The following is a 538-nucleotide window of genomic DNA, read 5'->3' as shown; positions in this document are numbered from 1 at the left end:
CCTGACAGATTCACACGGGATTTCACGGGCCCCGTGCTACTTGGGATACGCCACACGCAGCCAGGTCATTTCGGGTACGGGACTCTCACCCACTCCGGTCCGCCGTTCCAAGCGGTTCCCCTATAACCTGATCATTCACGCCGGAAACTCAGCAGCGTTTCCAGTAACGTCCCACAACCCCGATGATGCAACCCCTGCCAGGTATCACACACCACCGGTTTAGCCTCTTCCGGGTTCGCTCGCCACTACTACCGGAATCACATGTTGTTTTCTCTTCCTGTGGGTACTGAGATGTTTCACTTCCCCACGTTCCCTCTACCCGCCCTATATATTCAGGCGGGAGTCACCAGCTACGCACGCGCGCTGGCGGGGTTTCCCCATTCGGAAATCCTCGAATCACAGCCCGTTTATCGGCTCCCCGAGGCTTATCGCAGATTACTACGTCCTTCTTCGGCTCCAGATGCCAAGGCATCCACCGTTTGCTCTTCGAAACTTGAAATCACATAAGTAAATTATCTAGAAACGCATCACCAACCCC

The 538-nt window shown here is 55.0% G+C and carries 1 rRNA gene; it reads right to left on the bottom strand.

The window, feature by feature from the left end:
- Positions 1–499, bottom strand: a 23S ribosomal RNA gene (locus tag ACYVL2_RS20105); the annotation flags it as partial.
- Positions 500–538: the final 39 nt, after the last annotated feature.

This window comes from Glycomyces halotolerans, assembly GCF_054779575.1.
The sequence above is the reverse complement of the archived record's forward strand: the minus strand, read 5'-3'. Positions and strand labels throughout refer to the sequence as shown.